Annotated in this window: 18 protein-coding genes; 15 read left to right on the top strand and 3 right to left on the bottom strand. The window is 59.3% G+C overall.

Translation table 11 applies throughout. The annotated features are described in order from the left end of the window. Positions 1–89 precede the first annotated feature (89 nt). The 7 genes from IMW75_RS16280 (at position 90) to ispD (ending at position 7,824) form a co-directional block, all read left to right on the top strand. A complete protein-coding gene (locus IMW75_RS16280) occupies positions 90–1,037 on the top strand; it encodes an acetyl-CoA carboxylase carboxyltransferase subunit alpha (protein WP_045060140.1) in 948 nt (315 codons plus the stop codon). 100 nt (positions 1,038–1,137) lie between these two features. Further along, the gene (gene tilS, locus IMW75_RS16285) at positions 1,138–2,466 is read left to right on the top strand and encodes a tRNA lysidine(34) synthetase TilS (RefSeq protein ID WP_205893171.1); all 1,329 of its coding nucleotides are present in this window, start codon (positions 1,138–1,140) and stop codon (positions 2,464–2,466) included. A gap of 274 nt (positions 2,467–2,740) precedes the next feature. Next, entirely contained in the window at positions 2,741–4,372 is a 1,632-nt protein-coding gene (locus IMW75_RS16290; protein WP_028622541.1) for a CTP synthase, read from the top strand. 5 nt (positions 4,373–4,377) lie between these two features. Beyond that, entirely contained in the window at positions 4,378–5,223 is an 846-nt protein-coding gene (gene kdsA / locus IMW75_RS16295) for a 3-deoxy-8-phosphooctulonate synthase (protein ID WP_205893172.1), read from the top strand. A gap of 156 nt (positions 5,224–5,379) precedes the next feature. After that, positions 5,380–6,669 (top strand): phosphopyruvate hydratase, encoded by a 1,290-nt coding sequence (eno, locus tag IMW75_RS16300; protein WP_045060142.1) that lies wholly within the window; start codon positions 5,380–5,382, stop codon positions 6,667–6,669. A 169-nt stretch (positions 6,670–6,838) separates the two neighbouring features. Continuing rightward, a complete protein-coding gene (ftsB, locus tag IMW75_RS16305; RefSeq protein WP_008028992.1) occupies positions 6,839–7,117 on the top strand; it encodes a cell division protein FtsB in 279 nt (92 codons plus the stop codon). Next, the gene (gene ispD / locus IMW75_RS16310; RefSeq protein ID WP_045060143.1) at positions 7,114–7,824 is read left to right on the top strand and encodes a 2-C-methyl-D-erythritol 4-phosphate cytidylyltransferase; all 711 of its coding nucleotides are present in this window, start codon (positions 7,114–7,116) and stop codon (positions 7,822–7,824) included. The genes ftsB and ispD overlap by 4 nt, the downstream gene beginning before the upstream one ends. 11 nt (positions 7,825–7,835) lie before the next feature. Here ispD and IMW75_RS16315 read toward each other — a convergent pair whose 3' ends face one another. Continuing rightward, entirely contained in the window at positions 7,836–8,732 is an 897-nt protein-coding gene (locus IMW75_RS16315; protein WP_045060144.1) for a LysR family transcriptional regulator, read from the bottom strand. A gap of 109 nt (positions 8,733–8,841) precedes the next feature. On the opposite strand from IMW75_RS16315, the gene IMW75_RS16320 reads away from it, so the two are divergent. From IMW75_RS16320 to rpoS, 8 genes are all read left to right on the top strand, one after another. Continuing rightward, positions 8,842–9,954, top strand: a complete 1,113-nt coding sequence (locus tag IMW75_RS16320) for an S-(hydroxymethyl)glutathione dehydrogenase/class III alcohol dehydrogenase (protein ID WP_205893173.1) — start codon at positions 8,842–8,844, stop codon at positions 9,952–9,954. 8 nt (positions 9,955–9,962) lie between these two features. After that, entirely contained in the window at positions 9,963–10,808 is an 846-nt protein-coding gene (gene fghA / locus IMW75_RS16325; RefSeq protein ID WP_205893174.1) for an S-formylglutathione hydrolase, read from the top strand. Between the two features lie 54 nt (positions 10,809–10,862). Next, positions 10,863–11,336 (top strand): 2-C-methyl-D-erythritol 2,4-cyclodiphosphate synthase, encoded by a 474-nt coding sequence (gene ispF, locus IMW75_RS16330; RefSeq protein ID WP_045060147.1) that lies wholly within the window; start codon positions 10,863–10,865, stop codon positions 11,334–11,336. Beyond that, positions 11,333–12,391, top strand: coding sequence for a tRNA pseudouridine(13) synthase TruD (gene truD, locus IMW75_RS16335; RefSeq protein WP_045060148.1), 1,059 nt, complete (start codon positions 11,333–11,335; stop codon positions 12,389–12,391). The genes ispF and truD overlap by 4 nt, the downstream gene beginning before the upstream one ends. Next, complete coding sequence (gene surE / locus IMW75_RS16340) at positions 12,379–13,128, top strand: 5'/3'-nucleotidase SurE (RefSeq protein WP_045060149.1); 750 nt, start codon at positions 12,379–12,381, stop codon at positions 13,126–13,128. Before truD ends, surE begins: the two co-directional genes overlap by 13 nt. 41 nt (positions 13,129–13,169) lie before the next feature. Continuing rightward, complete coding sequence (locus IMW75_RS16345; RefSeq protein WP_177328563.1) at positions 13,170–13,805, top strand: protein-L-isoaspartate(D-aspartate) O-methyltransferase; 636 nt, start codon at positions 13,170–13,172, stop codon at positions 13,803–13,805. Between the two features lie 199 nt (positions 13,806–14,004). Then, positions 14,005–14,862: a peptidoglycan DD-metalloendopeptidase family protein gene (locus tag IMW75_RS16350; protein WP_045060151.1), complete on the top strand. Its 858-nt coding sequence runs from the start codon at positions 14,005–14,007 to the stop codon at positions 14,860–14,862. Positions 14,863–14,967: 105 nt separating this feature from the next. Further along, on the top strand, positions 14,968–15,975 hold the full coding sequence (rpoS, locus tag IMW75_RS16355) for an RNA polymerase sigma factor RpoS (RefSeq protein ID WP_045060152.1): 1,008 nt from the start codon (positions 14,968–14,970) through the stop codon (positions 15,973–15,975). A 489-nt stretch (positions 15,976–16,464) separates the two neighbouring features. Here rpoS and fdxA read toward each other — a convergent pair whose 3' ends face one another. Together fdxA and mutS are read right to left on the bottom strand one after the other, a co-directional pair. Further along, positions 16,465–16,788, bottom strand: coding sequence for a ferredoxin FdxA (gene fdxA, locus IMW75_RS16360; RefSeq protein ID WP_045057548.1), 324 nt, complete (start codon positions 16,786–16,788; stop codon positions 16,465–16,467). A 141-nt stretch (positions 16,789–16,929) separates the two neighbouring features. After that, the gene (mutS, locus tag IMW75_RS16365; RefSeq protein WP_045057549.1) at positions 16,930–19,509 is read right to left on the bottom strand and encodes a DNA mismatch repair protein MutS; all 2,580 of its coding nucleotides are present in this window, start codon (positions 19,507–19,509) and stop codon (positions 16,930–16,932) included. Positions 19,510–19,719: the final 210 nt, after the last annotated feature.

Here is a 19,719-nt window from a genome sequence, read left to right on the forward strand (position 1 = left end):
ACCTGAACGCGCCTGTCCCTTATGGTAGGGCGCGAATAGACAACCGGCCGGCCCAAGCTCACTTGGACGTCGACCCAAGACGGACGCCTATGAACCCGAATTTTCTAGATTTCGAACAGCCGATCGCCGACCTTCAAGCCAAGATCGAAGAGTTGCGCTTGGTCGGTAATGACAATTCGCTGAATATCGGCGATGAGATCTCCCGCCTTCAGGACAAGAGCAGCACCTTGACCGAGGACATCTTCGGCAAGCTGACCAGCTGGCAGATTGCACGTCTGGCGCGTCACCCGAAACGTCCATACACCCTCGATTACATCGAGCACATCTTCACCGAGTTCGACGAACTGCACGGCGACCGTCACTTTTCCGACGACGCGGCCATCGTGGGCGGCATTGCCCGTCTGGACGACCAGCCGGTGATGATCATCGGTCACCAGAAAGGCCGTGAAGTGCGCGAGAAGGTTCGCCGCAACTTCGGCATGCCGCGCCCTGAGGGCTACCGCAAGGCGTGCCGCCTGATGGAAATGGCTGAACGCTTCAAGATGCCAATCCTGACGTTCATCGATACGCCGGGCGCTTACCCGGGCATCGATGCTGAAGAGCGCAACCAGAGCGAAGCGATTGCCTGGAACCTGCGAGTCATGGCACGCCTGAAAACCCCAATCATCGCCACCGTGATCGGTGAAGGTGGTTCCGGTGGTGCACTGGCGATCGGTGTTTGCGATCAGTTGAACATGCTGCAGTACTCGACTTATGCAGTGATTTCGCCGGAAGGCTGCGCGTCGATCCTGTGGAAAACTGCCGAAAAGGCACCGGATGCTGCTGAAGCCATGGGCATCACCGCCGAGCGCCTCAAAGGCTTGGGTATCGTCGACAAGGTAATCGGCGAGCCTCTGGGCGGCGCTCACCGCGACCCGGCCACAGCGGCCGCGTCCATCCGTGCAGAGCTGAGCTCGCAACTGGCGATGCTGAAGAAGTTCGATAGCGAAGCGCTGCTGGCTCGTCGTTACGAGCGTCTGATGAGCTACGGTCTCTAAATCACGCAATACCCCTGTAGGAGCTGCCGAAGGCTGCGATCTTTTTAAAGCAACATCAAAAGATCGCAGCCTTCGGCAGCTCCTACAGGATTTGAACGATATGAGTCAGCCCATGACTGATCTGCCTGCAAGGTTGCTCCTGCACCTTACGCCCTGGCGCAATGCCGCTCGTTGGCACATCGCCTTCTCCGGCGGCCTCGACTCCACCGTCCTGCTGCACCTGCTCGCCCATCTTGCAAAAAATCACTCCCTGCCGGCGCTGAGCGCCATCCATGTCCATCACGGCCTCCAGGCTGCGGCTGACGCGTGGCCGCAGCATTGCCGGTCAGTCTGCAACGAGCTGGGTGTGCCCCTACAGGTCGTTCGGGTGCAGGTGGAACCCGGCGCCAGCCTTGAGCGCGCCGCCCGGGAAGCTCGCTATGGGGCGTTCGTGGCGGCGACTGGGGCCGACGAGTTACTGCTGACTGCCCAGCACCGCGACGATCAGGCCGAAACCCTGTTGTTTCGGTTGATCCGCGGGGCCGGGGTGCGCGGCCTGGCGGGAATGCCTTCACAGCGAACCCTGGGGCGCGGCCATCTGTTGCGTCCGTTGCTCGATGTCACTCGCAGCGAGCTTGAGTTCTACGCGGCGGAGCATCAGTTGCGCTGGATCGATGACCCTTCGAACCAGGACCGGCAGTTCTCGCGCAACTACCTGCGTCATCAGGTTTTGCCGGTCATGATCGAGCGCTGGCCGCAAGCAGTGACCACCATGGCCCGCAGCGCGGCACACCTGCGGGAAGCGCAGGACTTGCTTGATGAGCTGGCGCACATGGATCTGGCCAGCGCCCGCACGGTCAGTGATTTCGACTGGTTGGGCGTGCCCTCGCTGGAGTTGGCAGCGCTTGCGGGACTTTCCGCCGCGCGCCAGCGCAATGCGCTGAGTGGCTGGCTTGCGGCATTCACCCAGCTGCCCGACAGCGACCATTGGTCGGGTTGGGAGAACCTGCGCGATGCCGCCCCCGATGCCCGGCCGATCTGGCGCCTGGCCCAGGGCGAATTACATCGCACGGGCGGGCGGATCTGGTGGTTGGCCGGCAGCTGGCTACGTCCGGCAACCGACGCCGTGGCCTGGAATGATCCCTCCCAGCCACTGGTGCTGCCGGATAACGGCGTGCTTAATTTCAACGGTCGGATTCCCGATGGTCCGTTGCAAATCCGCTATCGTCAGGGGGGTGAGGTCATGGCTGTGGCCGACCGAGGTCATCGCGATCTCAAGCGCCTGCTCAACGAAAGGCATGTCCCGGGGTTTGTGCGTGGCAGATTGCCGCTGCTCTACCGAGGCGAGCAATTGCTTGGGGTGGCCAACTTGCGGGACTTGAGTGGCTGCGCGCGGGACGGCTGGCATTTGCATTGGGCTCCACTAAGCGAAGATCAAGGTTTGAGCTGAAAGGGGCTTTCCGGTAGACTACGCTCCCTTCTTGATACAACTTCTGTGGATTCGCCTGAATCGCAGGAGTTGCCGATTACCAAGCAGTCTTTGCTGGGCGATTCCAAAAAATGTGTAGCGAGCAACCTACCGGTGTTTCATCTACCGGTCTGTCCCAACGCGGCGGTTTTTTTGAAAGGTGCACTGTGATTAATGCAGGTGATCGGGGGCTTCGGCCTTCCTTCGCTTTCCCCGGCGGCTCGGACCGCTTTAACGCAGACTTCTAGGGTTTTTCATGACGCGCTACATATTCGTCACGGGCGGTGTTGTTTCTTCATTGGGGAAAGGCATTGCATCGGCTTCATTGGCGGCGATCCTGGAGGCGCGGGGACTTAAGGTCACCATGCTGAAGCTGGACCCGTACATCAACGTCGACCCGGGCACCATGAGCCCGTTCCAGCACGGTGAAGTGTTCGTCACCCACGACGGCGCCGAGACCGACCTGGACCTGGGCCACTACGAGCGGTTCATCCGCACGACCATGACCCAGAACAACAACTTCACCACCGGCCGTGTCTACGAGCACGTGCTGCGCAAAGAGCGTCGTGGTGACTACCTGGGTGCAACCATCCAGGTGATCCCGCACATCACCGACGAAATCAAGCGCCGCATCATCAAGGGCGCCGGCGATGCCGACGTGGCCATGGTCGAGATCGGTGGCACCGTGGGTGACATCGAGTCGCAACCGTTCCTCGAAGCCATCCGTCAATTGCGTTTCGAAGTCGGCGCCAAGCGCGCGATGCTGATGCACCTGACGCTGGTGCCGTACATCGCCACTGCTGGCGAGACCAAGACCAAGCCAACCCAGCATTCGGTCAAGGAGCTGCGCTCCATCGGCCTGCAGCCAGACGTGCTGGTATGCCGCTCCGATCACCCGATCGACATCTCGTCGCGTCGCAAGATCGCCCAGTTCACCAACGTTGAAGAACGTGCGGTGATCGCGCTGGAAGACGCCGACACCATCTACAAGATTCCGGGCATCCTGCATTCGCAAGGCCTGGATGATTTTGTCGTCGAGCGTTTCGGCCTGCAATGTGGCGGTGCCGACCTGTCCGAGTGGGAAGCCGTGGTCGACGCCAAGCTCAACCCTGAGCATGAAGTCACCATCGCCATGGTCGGCAAGTACATGGAACTGCTGGACGCCTACAAGTCGCTGATCGAAGCGATGAGTCACGCCGGCATCAGCAACCGCACCAAGGTCAACCTGCGCTACATCGATTCCGAAGACATCGAGAACCAGGGGACTGCGCTGCTGGAAGGCGTCGATGCGATCCTCGTACCTGGCGGCTTCGGCCTGCGGGGCGTGGAAGGCAAGATTACTGCCGTTCAATTCGCTCGCGAAAACAAGGTTCCGTACCTGGGTATCTGCCTGGGCATGCAAGTGGCCGTGATCGAGTTCGCTCGTAACGTTCTGGGCTGGAAAGATGCCAACTCCACCGAGTTCGATCGTGCCAGCGGCCACCCGGTCGTGGGTCTGATCACCGAGTGGGAAGATGCCACCGGCGCCGTCGAAACCCGTACCGAAACCTCCGACCTGGGCGGCACCATGCGTCTTGGTGCGCAGGATTGCCTGCTTGAGCCGGGTTCCCTGGTGCATGATTGCTATGCCAAAGACGTGATCGTAGAGCGTCACCGTCATCGCTACGAAGTGAACAACAACCTGTTGCCGCAAATCATGGAAGCCGGTCTGAAAATCTCCGGTCGCTCCGGTGATGGCGCGTTGGTCGAAGTGGTCGAAGCTCCGGATCATCCATGGTTCGTCGCCTGCCAGTTCCACCCTGAGTTCACCTCGACGCCGCGCGACGGTCACCCGTTGTTCAGCGGTTTTGTCAAAGCTGCTTTGGCTCAACACCAGAAGAAGGCGTAAACCTGATGGCGCAGAAGATCATCCGCGTAGGCGATATCGAGATTGCCAACGACAAGCCAATGGTGCTGTTCGGTGGCATGAACGTGCTGGAAAGCCGCGACATGGCGATGCAGGTCTGCGAAGAATACGTAAAGGTCACCGAGAAACTCGGTATCCCTTACGTGTTCAAGGCCAGCTTCGACAAGGCCAACCGGTCTTCTGTGACCTCTTACCGTGGTCCGGGCCTGGAAGAGGGCATGCGCATCTTCCAGGACATCAAGCAAGTCTTTGGCGTGCCGATCATCACCGACGTCCATGAGCCTGATCAGGCTGCGGTCGTCGCTGAAGTCTGCGACATCATTCAGCTGCCGGCCTTCCTGTCGCGCCAGACCGATCTGGTCGTCGCGATGGCCAAGACCAATGCAGTGATCAACATCAAGAAAGCCCAGTTTCTCGCGCCTCAGGAAATGAAGCATATCCTGAACAAGTGCGTGGAAGCAGGTAACGATCAACTGATCCTCTGCGAGCGTGGTTCGAGCTTCGGCTACAACAACCTCGTGGTCGACATGCTCGGCTTCGGCATCATGAAGCAGTTCGAATACCCGGTATTTTTCGACGTGACCCACGCGTTGCAAATGCCCGGTGGTCGTGCCGATTCCGCCGGCGGCCGCCGTGCACAGGTTCTGGATTTGGCCAAGGCGGGCATGAGCCAGTCGCTGGCGGGTCTGTTCCTCGAAGCTCACCCGGACCCGGACAACGCCAAGTGCGACGGCCCTTGCGCCTTGCGCCTGGACAAACTGGAGCCATTCCTGGCCCAGCTCAAAGCTTTGGACGAACTGGTGAAGAGTTTTCCGACGGTAGAAACCGCGTAATCCTCATTTCTCCGGTAAAGTACCGCACGATTTGTTGCTCAGGCCCTCGGGCCTGAGCCTTATCGTCCGCAAGTCTGCCCGCTGTACACCACTTGCCGACGGTAAAAGATTTCCTCTAGCTGCGTCGTTTTCGTCAACTTTGGAGTGTTTACAACAATGGCAAAAATCGTCGACATCAAAGGTCGTGAAGTTCTCGACTCCCGTGGCAATCCCACCGTGGAAGCGGATGTGCTTCTCGATAACGGCATCATCGGTAGCGCGTGCGCGCCGTCCGGTGCTTCCACTGGCTCGCGCGAAGCGCTCGAGCTGCGTGATGGCGACAAAAGCCGTTACCTGGGCAAAGGCGTTCTGAAAGCCGTCGCCAACATCAACGGTCCGATCCGCGACCTGTTGAAAGGTACAGACCCAAGCGACCAGAAAGCGCTGGATCACGCGATGATCAAGCTTGATGGCACTGAAAACAAAGGCTCCCTGGGCGCCAACGCGATCCTCGCTGTTTCCCTGGCAGCCGCCAAGGCCGCCGCACAGGACCAGGACCTGCCGCTGTACGCTCACATCGCCAACCTGAACGGTACCCCGGGTGTTTACTCCATGCCGGTTCCGATGATGAACATCATCAACGGCGGCGAGCACGCGGATAACAACGTCGACATCCAGGAATTCATGGTTCAGCCGGTCGGCGCCAAGTCTTTCTCGGAAGGCCTGCGCATGGGCACCGAGATCTTCCATCACCTCAAAGCTGTCCTGAAGGCCCGTGGCCTGAGCACTGCAGTGGGTGACGAAGGTGGTTTCGCACCGAACCTGGCTTCCAACGAAGACGCTTTGAAAGTGATCTCCGAGGCCGTGGCCAACGCCGGTTACACGTTGGGCACCGACGTGACCCTGGCTCTGGACTGCGCCGCCAGCGAGTTCTACGAAGATGGCAAGTACAACCTGTCCGGCGAAGGCCAGGTGTTCACCGCCGAAGGTTTTGCCGACTACCTCAAGGGCCTGACCGAGCGTTACCCGATCATCTCGATCGAAGACGGCCTGGACGAGTCCGACTGGGCTGGCTGGAAAATCCTCACCGACAAAATCGGCGAGAAGACCCAGCTGGTAGGTGACGACCTGTTCGTGACCAACACCAAGATCCTGAAAGAAGGCATCGATAAGAAGATTGCCAACTCTATCCTGATCAAGTTCAACCAGATCGGCACCCTGACCGAAACCCTGGAAGCCATCCAGATGGCCAAGGCCGCTGGTTACACTGCCGTGATCTCGCACCGCTCCGGCGAAACCGAAGATTCGACCATTGCCGACCTGGCCGTGGGCACTGCAGCGGGCCAGATCAAGACCGGCTCCCTGTGCCGTTCGGATCGGGTATCCAAGTACAACCAACTGCTGCGTATCGAAGAGCAGTTGAACGGCAAGGCCAAGTACAACGGTCGCAGCGAATTCCGCGGTTGATCATCTACTGATGTAAAGTCAGCGGATTGTGGTGAAAAAATCGCAACGGCGATGTATTTGCCACTAATCTGATGCCTTATCAGCACAAGCCTGGGTCTTCCAGGCTTCGTGCTATCAGATGCTTCAAGTTTTGGCATGGCTGCCTTTTTCACTGGAAACCCGATATTCGATGCGCAGTCCCAATTGGTTGTTTCTCGTCTTGCTCCTGTTGCTGGCTGGCCTGCAGTACCGCCTTTGGGTGGGTAATGGCAGCCTGGCGCAAGTGGCCGAGCTGACTCAGCAGATCGCCGATCAGCACGCTGAGAACGAAGGCTTGCTGGAACGCAATCGGGTCATGGACGCAGAAGTCAGTGAGTTGAAAAAAGGCATGGAGACCGTTGAAGAGCGGGCTCGCCATGAGTTGGGCATGGTCAAGGACGGTGAAACCCTTTACCAGTTGGCTCAATGAATTCCTCGGTACCGGCCTTCTGGGCCGTGATTCCTGCCGCGGGCGTCGGTGCCCGTATGGCCGCGGACCGTCCCAAGCAATACTTGCAACTGGGCGGGCGCACTATTCTTGAACACAGCCTTGGCTGTTTCCTTGACCATCCTGGCCTTAAGGGGTTGGTGGTCAGTCTTGCTGTTGATGATCCCTTTTGGCCCAACCTTGAATGCGCGAGCGATGCGCGCATTCAGCGAGTCGAGGGCGGTGCCGAACGCTCTGGCTCAGTGTTGAATGCCTTGTTGCATTTGCATGCGCTGGGTGCGAACGAGGAAGATTGGGTGCTGGTCCACGATGCTGCGCGGCCCAACCTGAGCCGCGACGACCTCGACAAGCTGCTAGGCGAACTGGCGGATGATCCGGTAGGTGGTCTGCTGGCGGTCCCGGCGCGCGATACGTTGAAACGGGTCGACAAGCAGGGGCGTGTGGTTGAAACCGTAGATCGCAGTGTGATCTGGCAGGCGTATACGCCGCAGATGTTTCGCCTGGGTGCACTGCATCGTGCGCTGGCTGACAGCCTGGTGGCCGATGCGGTTATCACTGACGAAGCGTCGGCGATGGAGTGGGCGGGGTTAGCGCCGCGTCTGATTGAAGGTCGCTCCGACAACCTAAAGGTTACGCGCCCCGAAGATTTGGAATGGTTGCGTCAGCGTTGGGCTCACCGGCGCTTTTGATCTTCAAGCCCTCAAACCCGATACTCCGGCCGCTTGGCCAAGCCCTCCTTCAGATAGTCCACCAGCTTGCGCACCTTCGGCGACAGATGCCGCTGCTGCGGGTACAGCGCCCACACCGCCGTGTTCGGCGGCTGATGCGCATCCAGCAGGGAAATCAGCTCGCCGTTTTTCAAATGCTCCAGCACGTAATAGTCCGGCAGCTGACACAACCCGACCCCCTGTAACGCCGCGTCCAGCACCGCTTGCCCACTGTTGCAGCGCCAGTTGCCCTGCACCCGCTGGGCAAACTCCCGTCCGTTCTGCTCCAGTTGCCAAAGGTCGGAACTGCCGATCAGGCAATTATGCCGGCTTAATTCAGACAGGCTGTGTGGGCGACCGTAGCGTTCCACGTAGGACGGGGAGGCGCACAGGTACATGCGCCGTGGCGCCAGGCGTGCCGCGACCAGCCGAGAATCCTGTAGACGGCCAAGACGAATGGCCAGGTCGAGGCCTTCATGCACCAAATCGAGTTGTCGGTTGCTCAGTTCGATATCAATGCGCAGTTGCGGGTAGAGCGCCATGAATCGTGTCACCAGTGGCACGATAAACCGTTCGCCGTAGGCCACCGCGCACGTCATACGCAGCATGCCCTTGGGTTCGCTGGTCAGGTCGCCGACTGCACGCAGTGCTTCTTCCCGCCCATCCTGCAGGCGCTGGCAATGTTGCAGGAATGTCTGCCCGGCTTCAGTCAACGTTACCCGCCGGGTGCTGCGGTATAGCAGGCGGGTCTGCAGACGCTCTTCGAGGCGGACGATTTGTCGGCTGACGTGCGACGAAGAAACGCCAAGGCGTTCCGCAGCCGCTGTGAACTGACTGCATTCCGCTACGGCCACAAACTCGTCAATGCCTTCCCAGCGATTTTCGGACATGTGTGATTATCCCTGTGCAGCAATAATGTTTTGCTTTTGTCCTGATTATTCACCGTAAGTCGATGTATTACACTCCTTGTCTCGTTTATTCACTGGAGTATCTATCCCCATGATCAAGTCACGCGCCGCCGTTGCCTTCGAGGCCAGGAAACCTCTTGAGATCGTTGAAGTCGACGTCGCCATGCCCAAGGCCGGTGAAGTCCTGCTGCGCGTAGTGGCCTCCGGGGTTTGTCATACCGATGCCTACACGCTGTCCGGTGCAGACCCGGAAGGCATCTTTCCATCGATCCTGGGACACGAAGGTGGCGCAGTAGTTGAAGCCATCGGCGAAGGCGTGACGTCGGTCGCTGTCGGCGATCATGTGATTCCGCTGTATACCCCGGAATGCCGCCAGTGCAAGTTCTGCCTGTCGGGCAAGACCAACCTGTGCCAGGCCATTCGCGCCACCCAGGGCAAAGGCCTGATGCCTGACGGCACCACGCGCTTTTCCTACAAGGGGGAGGAAATTTTCCACTACATGGGGACTTCGACTTTTTCCGAGTACACCGTGCTGCCGGAAATCTCCGTCGCCAAGATCGCCAAGGAAGCACCTCTGGAGAAAGTCTGCCTGCTGGGTTGCGGGGTCACCACCGGCATTGGTGCCGTGCTCAACACCGCCAAGGTAAAACCAGGTGATACCGTGGCTATCTTCGGCCTCGGCGGGATCGGTCTGTCTGCGATCATCGGTGCGGTCAAAGCCAAGGCCGGCCGGATCATTGCCATCGATATCAACCCGGCCAAGTTTGAAATCGCCAAGCAGCTGGGCGCCACCGACTGCGTCAATCCGAAAGACTTTGACCGTCCGATCCAGGAAGTCATCGTCGACATGACCGATGGAGGCGTCGACTTTTCCTTCGAATGCATCGGCAACGTGCAACTGATGCGCGCCGCGCTTGAGTGCTGCCACAAGGGCTGGGGCGAGTCGGTGATCATCGGCGTCGCCGGTGCAGGCCAGGAAATCGCCACCCGTCCATTCCAGCTGGTGACCGGTCGAGTCTGGCGCGGGTCGGCGTTCGGTGGGGTGCGTGGTCGTACCGAGTTGCCAAGCTACGTCGAAATGGCTGAAACCGGTGAAATCCCGCTGGATACTTTCATCACCCACACCATGGGCCTGGAAAATATCAACAAGGCTTTCGACCTGATGCACGAAGGCAAGAGCATCCGTAGCGTCATCCATTTCTGAGGTGGCTCATGAGCCTGGAAAATATCTCCTGCCAGAAAAGCTTCGGCGGCTGGCACAAACGCTACCGGCATCGTTCCGATGAGCTCGGATGCGACATGGTGTTCGCCGTGTACCTGCCGCCGCAAGCGGAGCAGGGCGGCAAGCTGCCCGTGCTGTACTGGCTGTCCGGCCTGACCTGCACCGATGAGAACTTCATGCAAAAGGCCGGTGCCATGCGCATGGCCGCGGAACTGGGGTTGATCATCGTCGCCCCGGACACCAGCCCTCGCGGTCCCGATGTGCCGCCCGATCCGGAAGGCGCCTGGGATTTTGGCCTGGGTGCGGGTTTTTATCTGAATGCTACCCAGGCACCCTGGTCACGGCATTACCGGATGCATGACTATGTGGTGAAGGAACTGCCGGCGTTGGTCGAGGCGCATTTCCCGGCGTCGGACAAACGCGGTATCAGCGGTCACTCCATGGGCGGTCACGGTGCGCTGGTTTGCGCGTTGCGCAACCCGGGCCGCTATCAATCGGTGTCGGCGTTTTCACCGATCAACAATCCGATGGATTGTGCATGGGGCCAAAAAGCCTTCTCCCGTTACCTGGGAGAGGATCGGTCAAAGTGGCGCGAGTGGGATGCCTGTGCACTGATTGCCGAGGCTGACGAAAAGCTGCCACTGCTGGTTGACCAAGGTGATCGCGACGACTTCCTCGCCACCCAGCTCAAGCCTGAAGCCCTGCAGCAGGCGGCCAAACTGGCCGGTCATCCGCTGACGTTGCGTTTGCAACCGGGCTACGATCACAGCTATTTCTTCATCGCCAGTTTCATTGATGACCACTTGCAGCATCACGGGCGTGCTCTAAACGCCTAATATCCTGCAAAGCAGGTAGAATCACGCCCTGACAAAATTCGGGGCGTTTTTTTTATGCGTATTGGCCACGGCTATGATGTGCACCGTTTCGCTGAAGGCGATTTCATTACTCTGGGCGGCGTGCGTATTGCACACGGCTTCGGGCTGCTCGCTCACTCCGACGGTGACGTCCTGCTGCACGCCTTGAGCGATGCCTTGCTTGGCGCTGCTGCGCTGGGCGATATCGGCAAGCACTTTCCCGACACTGACCCTACATTCAAGGGCGCGGACAGCCGTGTGCTGTTGCGTCACGTCGTCGGCCTGATCCACGCCAAGGGGTGGAAAGTCGGCAACGTCGACAACACCATCGTTGCCCAGGCACCGAAAATGGCCCCGCATATCGAATCGATGCGCGCGCTTATTGCCGCCGATCTTCAAGTTGAGCCGGACCAGGTGAACGTAAAAGCCACCACTACCGAAAAGCTGGGCTTTGTCGGACGCGAAGAGGGTATCGCCGTGCATTCCGTTGCCTTGTTGTTGCGCGCATGAACGAACTGCAACTGCTTGGCCCGCGGGCCTATGGTGAGGCGCTTGGCACTGCGGTACTCAAAGCCACTGCCGAAGATTTTCAGGTCGATGAAGTGCTCGACATCCCCCTCAGTGGCGAGGGTGAACATTTATGGATCTGGGTCGAGAAGCGCGGCCTGAACACCGAGGAAGCGGCACGGCGAATCGCCAAGGCTGCGGGCGTTTCGTTACGCACCGTCAGTTACGCGGGGCTCAAGGACCGCCAGGCGCTGACTCGCCAATGGTTCAGCGTGCAATTGCCGGGCAAGGCCGATCCCGACTTGTCGGCAGCCGAAAACGACACGTTGAAAATCCTCAAGACCGGTCGCCACAAACGCAAGCTGCAACGCGGTGCTCATTCGGCCAATGGCTTCACCTTGCGCCTGACCCAGTTCGCTGGCGACAAGGCGGCGATCGAACAGCGGCTGCAGTTGATCGGCAAACAAGGTGTCCCCAATTATTTTGGTACCCAGCGTTTCGGCTTCGACGGCGGCAACGTGGTCGATGCCCGTGCCTGGGCTGCGCGCAAGGCTTTGCCGGAGCAGCGCAACGTGCGCTCGCGCCTGCTCTCAACCGCCCGCAGTTTCCTGTTCAACCAGGTATTGGCGGCGCGAGTGGCCGACGGCACCTGGCAGCGTGCCCAGGTCGGCGACCTGCTGGCTTTCACTGACAGCCGCAGCTTCTTTCCGGCTGGCGAAGCTGAATGCAGCGACCCGCGCCTGGCGATTCTTGACCTGCATCCCACAGGTCCGCAGTGGGGTGAAGGTGACTCACCGGCCGCTGGGGTTGTCCATGAACTGGAGCAGGCAATCGCCACTCGCGAAGCAGACTTGCGCGATTGGCTGGTTAACGCCGGAATGAGCCACGAACGTCGCATCCTGCGACTGCCCATTGGTGGGTTGACGTGGCATTATCCCGAGCCTGACATTCTGCAACTGGAATTCGTCCTGCCGGCTGGATGCTTCGCCACTGTATTGGTGCGCGAACTTGTCGATCTGGTGCCGGTGGGGCAGACGGACAGCCCATGCGTATTCTGATTTCTAACGACGATGGGGTAACTGCGCCCGGACTCGCCGCGCTTTATGCTGCGCTGGCCGATTACACCGAGTGCGTGGTTATCGCCCCCGACCAGGACAAAAGCGGCGCCAGCAGCTCGCTGACGCTCGACCGTCCGTTGCACCCGCAAACCCTGGCCAATGGTTTTATCAGCCTCAACGGCACGCCTACCGATTGCGTGCACCTGGGCCTCAACGGCCTGCTGGAGCGCCAGCCGGACATGGTGGTTTCGGGGATCAACCTGGGCGCCAATCTTGGGGACGACGTGCTGTATTCCGGAACGGTTGCTGCGGCTCTCGAAGGACGTTTCCTGGAGCGTCCTTCCTTCGCGTTCTCCCTGGTCTCACGGCAGACGGAGAACCTTGCCACAGCGGCTTACTTTGCGCGCAAACTGGTAGAAGCCCACGCTGACCTCGACCTGCCCCCGCGCACGGTGCTGAACGTGAACATTCCGAATTTGCCCCTGGATCACATTCGCGGCATTCAGCTGACCCGCCTCGGCCATCGCGCCCGGGCTGCGGCACCGCTGAAAGTGGTCGACCCGCGTGGCAAGTCCGGTTACTGGATTGCAGCTGCCGGGGACGCCGAAGACGGTGGCCCGGGTACGGATTTCCACGCAGTGGTGCAAGGCTATGTGTCGATCACTCCACTGCAACTGGACCGAACCTTCAATGACGCCTTCAGAAATCTTGATGGCTGGCTGGAGGGCCTGCGCTAATGGCTCGTGAGCACGACGACATTCTGCGGCGCGGCATCGGCATGACTTCCCAGCGTACCCGCGAGCGCCTGATCCAGCGTCTGTATGACGAGGGCCTCTCCAACGCCAAGGTGCTGGAGGTGATTCGCCGTACACCGCGTCATCTGTTTGTCGATGAAGCACTGGCACACCGCGCTTATGAAGACACGGCGTTGCCGATCGGCCATAACCAGACCATCTCCCAGCCTTACATGGTCGCGCGCATGAGCGAGCTTCTGCTGGAAGCGGGGCCGCTGGACAAAGTCCTCGAGATTGGCACGGGTTCGGGTTATCAGACGGCGGTGCTGGCGCAGCTGGTCGAGCGAGTGTTCTCGGTGGAACGCATCAAGGTCCTGCAGGACCGGGCCAAGGAGCGCCTGGTCGAATTGAACCTGCGCAACGTGGTGTTTCGCTGGGGGGACGGCTGGGAAGGCTGGCCGGCGCTGGCGCCCTACAACGGAATAATCGTCACGGCGGTCGCGACAGATGTACCCCAGGCGTTGCTCGACCAGTTGGCGCCGGGTGGACGCCTGGTGATCCCGGTCGGCTCGGGGGAGGTCCAGCAATTGATGCTGATCGTCCGTGAAGAACAGGGTTTTTCCAGGCATGTACTGGGTGCTGTCCGGTTCGTGCCGTTGTTGAACGGGCCGCTGGCCTGAGCATTTGTTTAAACGCGCTGAATTCTATTCGATTGCTCATGTCTTACAGCGGCAACATCGGGTTAAACAGATTCATCGTCAGTGAGCAAACGTGTGCGGTAGTTCACTAAGGTAAAGCCGGCACGGCCCGTTATACTTGCGTCATTTCCTGCCGATACTTGGCAATTCAAATTTTCAGCCACCACAAAGGGAGCGGCGGGTGAGTCTCAAAGTCATTGCGCAGCGAATCGGTATCACGAGCTTTCAGCGCCTGGTGACTGGCCTTGTCTTGAGCACCTTGCTGGTCGGATGCTCCAGCAACAAATCGAGCGACGTACGCGTCGTCGATCGCAACAACGGCGTGGCTCAACGGCCGGCAGTAACGACGGGCCAGTACGTCGTGCGACCCAAGGACACCCTGTTCTCCATCGCCTTCCGCTACGGCTGGGACTACAAGGCCCTGGCTGCGCGCAACAACATTCCGGCGCCATACACCATCCATCCGGGTCAGACGATTCGCTTCGATGGGCGCACCGGTTCAACGGCTTCAACAGTTTCCAGTTCTTCGAATTCAACGCCTTCATCGTCGAGTAAAACGACGGTTTTCAAGCGTCCGGTAAATGGCTCTGGGCCAACGACTGCAGTGGTTGTACCGTCCGTCGCGAACAAGCCGGCAGCCGCTCCACTGCCTCCGGCAGGCCCAGCCCCGACCGGCTGGGGATGGCCATCTAATGGCATTCTTATTGGAAAATTCTCTTCAAACGGGAGTTTGAATAAAGGAATTGATATCGCCGGAGATTTGGGACAGCCTGTTTTAGCTGCGTCTGATGGGACGGTGGTATACGCCGGGAGTGGCTTAAGGGGCTACGGCGAGTTAGTCATCATCAAACACAGCGATACCTACGTCAGTGCCTACGGACATAACCGCAGGCTGTTGGTTCGGGAGGGGCAGCAGGTCAAGGTCGGACAGACAATTGCCGAAATGGGGTCAACGGGTACAGACCGGGTGAAATTGCATTTTGAGATTCGCCGCCAAGGTAAACCTGTAGATCCGCTGCAGTTCCTGCCACGTCGTTGATTTGTTACCAGCCTGTTCCGTCACGTAGAGGGAACAGGCTCCAGCGTTGCCAAGGATAAAGGCGTCGCTTGAGCTTGAGGTCGAACTCACCAAAGGACTATAACAATGGCTCTCAGTAAAGAAGTGCCGGAGTTTGACATCGACGATGAGGTTCTCCTGATGGAGACCGACGTCGTTGCGGATGCGATGTCGAATGATGAAGGGGCAGCTACACCTTCCGTTCGAACAAAATCCAAACACTCCACGTCGTTGAAGCAACACAAGTACATTGACTACACGCGTGCACTCGATGCCACGCAGCTGTACCTCAATGAAATCGGCTTTTCCCCTCTGTTATCCCCCGAAGAAGAAGTTCATTTTGCGCGATTGTCGCAAAGTGGGGATCCGGCTGGGCGCAAGCGCATGATTGAGAGCAACTTGCGGCTGGTGGTGAAAATCGCCCGACGCTACGTCAATCGTGGCTTGTCACTGCTGGACCTGATCGAAGAGGGCAACCTCGGACTTATTCGGGCGGTAGAGAAGTTCGACCCTGAACGCGGCTTCCGCTTTTCGACCTACGCCACCTGGTGGATTCGTCAGACCATCGAACGCGCGATAATGAACCAGACCCGGACCATCCGGTTGCCGATTCATGTGGTCAAGGAGCTGAATGTTTACTTGCGGGCAGCCCGGGAACTGACGCAAAAACTTGATCATGAACCTTCACCCGAAGAAATCGCCAACCTGCTGGAAAAACCGGTGGGCGAGGTCAAGCGCATGCTGGGCTTGAACGAGCGGGTTTCTTCGGTCGACGTCTCGCTGGGTCCGGATTCGGATAAAACCCTGCTGGACACGCTTACCGATGACCGTCCAACCGATCCCTGTGAACTGCTGCAGGACGACGACCTTTCCCAGAGCATTGATCAGTGGCTGTCCGAGCTGACCGACAAGCAACGCGAGGTGGTGATTCGCCGCTTCGGCCTGCGCGGTCACGAGAGCAGCACGCTGGAAGATGTGGGCCTGGAAATTGGCCTTACCCGTGAACGGGTCAGGCAGATACAGGTTGAAGGTCTCAAGCGTCTTCGGGAAATCCTGGAGAAGAACGGCTTGTCGAGCGAGTCGCTGTTTCAATAAGCGCAATGCAGGCAGGCAGCGAAAAGCCTCGACTGGTTCGGGGTTTTTTGTTGGCTGGGATTTGAATCGGCGGGAGGCTCGGTTTTGCAGTCAGCTGGCGTAAGTCTTTGCTTACTCTGTTGTAAGTGTTCGTTATTTTTACAGGTAGACAGTTGGCTGTGTTCAACCAATATCTTAATTAAGTCTTTGATTTTAAGAAAATAATTTTCATATGCCAAGCTGGCTGTTGATCCGATTTGGCATTTTAGAGGCGTTGCCCATAGCTGGGAAAAGTCTAGTATCGGGGTTGTGTCGACGGATAGACACGCCCCTCAGGATGAGGGGAAGGACATCGCAGGATGCGATTCATCAGGATGATGAAAAGGAAAACAGGGACTAGGGAAAAAATGTGGGCGGGTCAAACCGCCCCTTTTTTTGCCTGTAGAAAAGCAAGATCTTTTGATCTTAAAAAAAAGGCCCGTAACGGGCCTTTTCGCGAGCGCGATCAGATCAACGCTCGAGGTGTTCGAGCTTGCCTGTCTTGCCATCCCATGCCGCAGAATCCGGCAGTGGATCCTTGCGTTCGGTGATGTTTGGCCAGACTTCGGCCAGCTCCATGTTCAGCTGGATGAAGTTTTCCATGCCGGCCGGGACTTCATCTTCGGAGAAGATGGCCACAGCAGGGCATTCTGGTTCGCACAGCGCGCAGTCGATGCACTCATCCGGGTGAATCACCAGGAAATTCGGGCCTTCGTAAAAGCAGTCCACCGGACAGACTTCTACGCAGTCGGTGTACTTGCACTTGATGCAGTTGTCGGTGACGACGAAGGTCATTTCTAATTTTCTCCTCAGGCGGCGGCAGCGGAGCCCCTTCACGTTGGGGTCGCCAGGTTTGGGAGCGATAGTCTGCAGGCCTGGCTGTAGCCTGCAGCATCCCAAACCGCGCGAGATTCTAACAGCTTGCAAGCAAGTGCGTTAGATCCGTGTCTTCAGTGCATAGAGCATTTCGAGCGCCTTGCGTGGCGTGAGGTCATCCAGGTCGAGTTTAGCCAGTTCATCCAGCACCGGGTGAGGGAGGCTGGCGAACATGTCGCTCTGCTGCGGCGCGCGGTTTTTACCTTTGACCGGCTTGGGCGCCTCGTGCGGCAAGGCGGTGGCTTCCAGTCGGCCAAGGTGCTCGCGGGCACGCAGAATCACCTCGCCAGGTACGCCGGCCAACTGTGCCACGGCCAGGCCATAACTCTGGCTCGCAGGCCCCGGCAGGACGTGGTGCAGGAACACGATGCGTTCGTTATGTTCGGTGGCGTTGAGGTGCACGTTGGCGACCAGGGGCTGGGCCTCGGGCAATACCGTCAGTTCGAAGTAGTGCGTAGCGAACAGGGTGTAGGCGCGCAGGAACGCCAGGCGCTCCGCCGCTGCCCACGCCAGGGACAACCCATCGAACGTACTGGTGCCGCGTCCGACTTCGTCCATCAGTACCAGGCTGCGCTCGGTGGCGTTGTGCAGGATATTCGCCGTTTCGCTCATTTCAACCATGAAGGTCGAGCGCCCGCCAGCCAGGTCATCGCTGGAGCCGATCCGCGTGAAGATGCGGTCGACCAGCGACAGCTCACAACTGGCTGCCGGAACAAAACTGCCGATATGCGCCAGCAGCACGATCAAGGCGGTCTGGCGCATGTAGGTGGATTTACCGCCCATGTTCGGACCGGTGATCACCAGCATGCGGGTGTTGTCGTCCAGGCTCAGGTCGTTGGCCACGAACGGGGTGGTCAGCACTTGCTCGACCACTGGGTGGCGACCCTGGCTGATGCGCATGCACGGCTCTTCGACGAAGCGCGGGCAGTTCAGATCCAGGTTCAGAGCACGTTCGGCGAGGTTGCTCAGCACGTCCAGTTCGGCCAACGCCGCAGCAGTGTCCTGCAGTGGCGGCAGCTTTGATATCAGGTCTTCGAGCAATGCTTCGTACAGCATCTTCTCGCGGGCCAGCGCCCGGCTCTTGGCCGACAACGCCTTGTCCTCGAAAGCCTTGAGTTCCGGTGTGATGAAGCGTTCGGCACCCTTGAGGGTCTGGCGCCGAATGTAATCCGCTGGCGCCGACTCAGCCTGCTTGCTCGGCAGTTCGATGAAATACCCGTGAATGCGGTTGTAACCCACTTTCAAGTGTGACAGGCCGGTACGGGCTTTTTCCCGCGCTTCCAGATCGATCAGGAACTGCCCGGCGTTCTCGCTCAGGGATTGCAGGTCATCAAGTTCGCTGTCATAGCCGGTTTTCAACACGCCGCCGTCACGGATAACCGCCGGCGGGTTGTCGATGATGGCTTTTTCCAGCAACGCGGCCAGTTCCGGGTAGGTGCTGGTGGTCGCGGCCAGTTGAATGATGTGTGGCGCTTCCAGTTCAGCCATCGCCACCTGCAGTTGCGGCAGCGCACCGAGCGCGTCTCGCAGGCGGGCGAGGTCGCGGGGGCGGGCGTTGCGCAGGCCGATCCGCGCCAGAATCCGCTCGATGTCGCCAATCTCCTTGAGCTGCGGTTGCAGCTGTTCGAATCGATAGGCATCAAGCAGGCAGGTGATGGACGTCTGGCGTGCCAATAGCACCTTGAGATCGCGAAGCGGACGGTTTAGCCATCGCGTCAGCAGACGGCTACCCATGGCGGTCTGGCAGCGGTCAACCACCGATTGCAGGGTATTGTCGCGGCCACCGGCAAGGTTGGTGTCCAGTTCCAGGTTGCGCCGGCTTGCACCATCCAGCACTACCGTGTCGTCGAGGCGCTCGTGTCGCAGGCTGCGCAAGTGCGGCAGGGCGGTGCGCTGGGTTTCCTTGGCGTAGCTCAACAGGCAGCCGGCAGCGCCGATCGCCAGGGTCAGGTTTTCGCAACCGAACCCTTTCAGGTCCTGGGTGGAGAACTGCTGGCACAGGCTTTTAAACGCCGAATCACGCTCGAAATCCCACGGCGCGCGACGACGAACCCCGCGGCGCTTCTCTGCGGGCAGGTCCTTTGGCCAGTCATCCGGGATCATCAGCTCCACCGGATTGACGCGCTCCAGCTCCGCCAGCAGGTTTTCCCAGCCCTTTATTTCCAGCACGGTGAAGTTGCCGCTGGTGATATCCAGCACGGCCAGGCCAAACAGGCGCTCGTCTCCCAGCACCGCGGCAATCAGGTTGTCGCGGCGCTCATCCAGCAGCGCTTCGTCGCTCACCGTACCCGGCGTGATGATCCGCACCACCTGGCGATCCACTGGCCCTTTGCTGGTGGCCGGGTCGCCGACCTGCTCACAGATCACCACCGACTCGCCAAGCTTTACCAGTTTCGCCAGGTAACCTTCCGCCGCGTGGTAAGGAATCCCGCACATGGGGATCGCTTGTCCTGCAGACTGCCCGCGCGCGGTCAGGGTGATGTCCAGCAATTTGGCGGCTTTCTTCGCATCTTCATAGAAGATCTCGTAGAAGTCGCCCATGCGGTAGAACATCAGCTGGTCGGGGTGCTGGTTTTTCAGGCGCCAGTACTGCTGCATCATTGGCGTGTGGGAGGACAGATCGGAGAGCGCTTTATTCATCGGATATCAGGCAAATTCGTTGAAATGTGTAGGGCAAAGGAGGGACGTCGGCCCGGCTTTTCCGCGATGGGCGCAAGATTACCATGGGCAGTCCGCCCGCCGCAGGAGTGAAAGCCCTGCGATGCACTTCCATCCTCGCGCGCACCGCGCATTTCCTCACATTTTTGATGGGGGGCGCGCCTTGCAAGCGTAATCGGCTCGTGTACGGTA

The organism is Pseudomonas gregormendelii (assembly GCF_017114825.1).
In the GTDB taxonomy this organism is placed as follows: Bacteria; Pseudomonadota; Gammaproteobacteria; order Pseudomonadales; family Pseudomonadaceae; genus Aquipseudomonas; species Aquipseudomonas gregormendelii.